Source organism: Psychrobacter sp. T6-1 (assembly GCF_052258445.1).
This window is the reverse complement of sequence record NZ_JBQQFC010000711.1, coordinates 1-684: the sequence shown is the minus strand read 5'-3', so window position 1 is coordinate 684 and position 684 is coordinate 1. Positions and strand designations below refer to the sequence as shown.

The following is a 684-nucleotide window of genomic DNA, read 5'->3' as shown; positions in this document are numbered from 1 at the left end:
CTGCGCGCTTGTGATTGGGTATTTAATGCGTGGGGCGGCAACGTTGATGGTCTGTACGCGCCTTGGGACAATGACGATAAGCTTGCTGCGCGCCTATGTGATTATTTAGATATCAAGCGCTACCGCACAGACAACTTTGTGATGGAGGGCGGCGCGTTTCATGTTGATGGCGAAGGTACCGTGTTGACGACTCGCATGTGCTTGCTGAGCCCTGGGCGTAATCCGCACTTAAATGAGTCACAAATTGAGGACACCCTCAAAGCTTATCTAAATGCGCAAAAGGTGCTGTGGATAGACGATGGTATTGATCCTGATGAAACCACGGGACATATTGATGACATTGCTTGCTTTGCCCGTCCTGGCGAAGCGGTGTGTCTGTTCACCGACGACCCGACTCACCCATTCTTTGCCGCCACACAAAAAGCCTATCAGCAGTTATCACATATGACAGATGCAAAGGGTAGACGTTTAAAGGTGCATAAGCTGTGCTGTACCAAGGAGGCGGTTACCTTGCCCAAAAACTATAACATCGCGCCGTCTGAGGATGCCAAAGCGCGCCAATCTGGTGATTTATGTATTGCCTCGTATGCTAACTTTTTAATCTGTAATAACGCGGTAATCGTACCGCAATACGAGGATAGTAACGATAGCCTAGCGCTTGCCCAGCTTGAGAATATCTTTCCT

The 684-nt window shown here is 49.1% G+C and carries 1 protein-coding gene; it reads left to right on the top strand.

Features of this window, described 5'->3' with window-relative positions:
• Positions 1 to 684 (top strand): agmatine deiminase family protein (locus ACTXGO_RS15560; RefSeq protein WP_443575155.1); only part of this gene is annotated, 684 nt, incomplete at both ends.